This window comes from Mesorhizobium sp. M7A.F.Ca.US.014.04.1.1 (assembly GCF_003998745.1).
Taxonomy (GTDB): Bacteria; Pseudomonadota; Alphaproteobacteria; order Rhizobiales; family Rhizobiaceae; genus Mesorhizobium; species Mesorhizobium ciceri.
On record NZ_RZRW01000743.1, the window covers coordinates 1 to 2,413 of the forward strand.

The 2,413-nt window shown below is 63.5% G+C and carries 4 protein-coding genes; 1 reads left to right on the forward strand and 3 read right to left on the reverse strand.

What is annotated here, in order from left to right:
* Positions 1-80 precede the first annotated feature (80 nt).
* The gene (locus EOA22_RS30865; protein WP_063167942.1) at positions 81-500 is read left to right on the forward strand and encodes a DUF4864 domain-containing protein; all 420 of its coding nucleotides are present in this window, start codon (positions 81-83) and stop codon (positions 498-500) included.
* Positions 501-504: 4 nt separating this feature from the next.
* Here EOA22_RS30865 and tgt read toward each other — a convergent pair whose 3' ends face one another.
* The 3 genes from tgt to EOA22_RS30880 all read right to left on the reverse strand — a co-directional run.
* The gene (tgt, locus tag EOA22_RS30870) at positions 505-1,635 is read right to left on the reverse strand and encodes a tRNA guanosine(34) transglycosylase Tgt (RefSeq protein WP_024503503.1); all 1,131 of its coding nucleotides are present in this window, start codon (positions 1,633-1,635) and stop codon (positions 505-507) included.
* On the reverse strand, positions 1,628-1,897 hold the full coding sequence (locus EOA22_RS30875) for a hypothetical protein (protein WP_013531822.1): 270 nt from the start codon (positions 1,895-1,897) through the stop codon (positions 1,628-1,630). Before EOA22_RS30875 ends, tgt begins: the two co-directional genes overlap by 8 nt.
* Positions 1,887-2,413 (reverse strand): S-adenosylmethionine:tRNA ribosyltransferase-isomerase (locus EOA22_RS30880; RefSeq protein WP_164756075.1); only part of this gene is annotated, 527 nt, incomplete at its 5' end. The genes EOA22_RS30880 and EOA22_RS30875, both read right to left, overlap by 11 nt.

Consider the following 2,413-nt stretch of genomic DNA (forward strand, 5'->3'; position numbering starts at 1 on the left):
CTGTCAAGCGTATGTTATGATGCGTCTTCGGACAGCACCATTTCAAGGGAAGATGTTTCGCGGGACAACGGAGACAGGCCATGCGCCGCGCCTTTTTCGCATTCGCAGTCGTTCCATTCCTCTGCGTGTCGTCGGCATTGGCCGGCGATGCCGAGATCAAGGCAGGCCAGTCCGTCATCGACGGTCAGCTAAAGGCCCTCATCGCCAATGACGGCGCCACCGCCTACAGCTTCGCCGCCCCGAATGTGAAGCGGATCTTCCCGACCGTCGATGCCTTCATGAACATGGTGACCAACGGCTATCCGCCGGTGCGCAAGCCGCAGACTTATTCCTTCGGCAAGGTCGAGGAGACCGGTCCGGGTTCGATCGTCCAGCAGGTGCTGATCGTCGGCCCCGATGGCAAGGATTACGAGGCGGTCTATACGCTGCAGCAGCAGCCCGACGGCACGTTCCAGATCACCGGCTGCAGCCTGCGCGCCTCGAATTCGCTCAGCACTTGAGGCCTTACAGCAACGGGATATCGCCCCTCGCCCAGCCCTCGGTGATTTCGGCGCCGCGCGCCTCGAAGGTGCCAGCCTCGATCGCAGCGCGGATGTCCTGCATCAGTTTCTGGTAGTAGGACAGGTTGTTCCACGTCAAAAGCATGGCGCCGAGCGCTTCCTGCGAGCGCACCAGATGATGCAGATAGGCGCGTGAGTAGTCACGGGCGGCCGGGCAGTCGCTTTCCTCGTCGAGTGGGCGCGGATCGTCAGCATGGCGGGCGTTGCGCAGATTGACCTTGCCGCGCCTTGTATAGGCGAGGCCGTGGCGGCCGGCCCGTGTCGGCATCACGCAGTCGAACATGTCGATGCCGCGCGCCACCGACTTCAGGATATCGTCAGGCGTGCCGACGCCCATCAGATAGCGCGGTTTGTCCGCCGGCAGCTCCGGACAGGTGATGTCGAGCATCTCGAGCATCACCGCTTGCGGTTCGCCGACGGCCAGGCCGCCGACCGCATAGCCCTTCAACTCCATCGCGCTCAGCGCCTGCGCCGATCGCACCCGCAGCGCTGCGTTGTCGCCGCCTTGCACGATGCCGAACATCGCCTTGCCCGGCTGGTCGCCGAACGCCGTCTTGCAGCGCTCGGCCCAGCGCAGCGACAGCTCCATGGCGCGCTCGATCTCCTTCATTTCGGCCGGCAGCGCCGTGCATTCGTCGAGCTGCATCTGGATATCGGAATCGAGCAGCCCCTGAATCTCGATCGACCGCTCCGGCGACATCTCGTAGGCGGCGCCATCGATATGCGAGCGGAAGGTGACGCCCTTTTCGGTCAGCTTTCTCAGCTTCGACAGCGACATGACCTGGAAACCGCCACTGTCGGTCAGGATCGGATGCGGCCAGCGGGCGAATTCATGCAAGCCGCCGAGCCGCGCCACACGCTCGGCGCCTGGCCGCAGCATCAGATGGTAGGTGTTGCCAAGGATGATGTCGGCGCCGACGCCGCGCACCTGGTCCATATACATCGTCTTGACGGTACCGCCGGTGCCGACCGGCATGAAGGCTGGCGTGCGGATTTCGCCGCGCGGCATGTCGATCACGCCGCGCCGCGCCTTGCCGTCGATTGCCAGAACCTTGAAGCTGAACTGCTTAGCCATTGAATTCCTTGTCGTGGACCGGGGCGTCCGGCGCCTGCTTGTCGAGCGACTGGCGGTAGTGGATGCAGCCGCGCATGAATTTTGGCCAGGGCGGCACGGCGATCGATGGTTCGGTTTTTTCCGGCAGCAGGTCCCACAGATCGGGGTGATGCCAGCACAATTCATGGCCGGTGGAATCGCGGTGCTGGCGAATGCCGGCGCGCAGTTTTTTCACTTCCGCGATCAGCGCATCGCGGTCAAAGGCTTGCAGATCATCGTCCATCGCTCGTCTCCGCTCGGAAAAGCAGGCTTGCGTCGCCATAGGAATAGAATCTGTAACGGTTCTCGATCGCATGGGCATAGGCCGCGCGCATCGTGTCGAGGCCGCTGAAGGCCGAAACCAGCATGAACAGAGTCGAGCGCGGCAGATGGAAATTGGTCATCAGCATGTCGGCGGTGCGAAAACAGTAGCCGGGCGTGATGAAGATATCGGTCGGGCCGGACCACGCAGCCAGAGTACCGTCCTCACGCGCCGCACTCTCCAGCAGACGCAGCGAGGTCGTGCCGACAGCAACGATGCGACCGCCCCTTGCTCTTGCGGCATTCAGGGCGTCCGCAGTGGCTTCGCTGACCGACCCGGTCTCGGCATGCATCTTGTGGTCGGCGGTGTCGTCCGCCTTGACCGGCAGGAACGTACCGGCGCCGACATGCAAGGTGACGAAGCGGCGTTCGACGCCTTTGGCGTCAAGCGCTGCAAAAAGCTCCGGCGTGAAATGCAGGCCCGCTGTCGGAGCCGCGA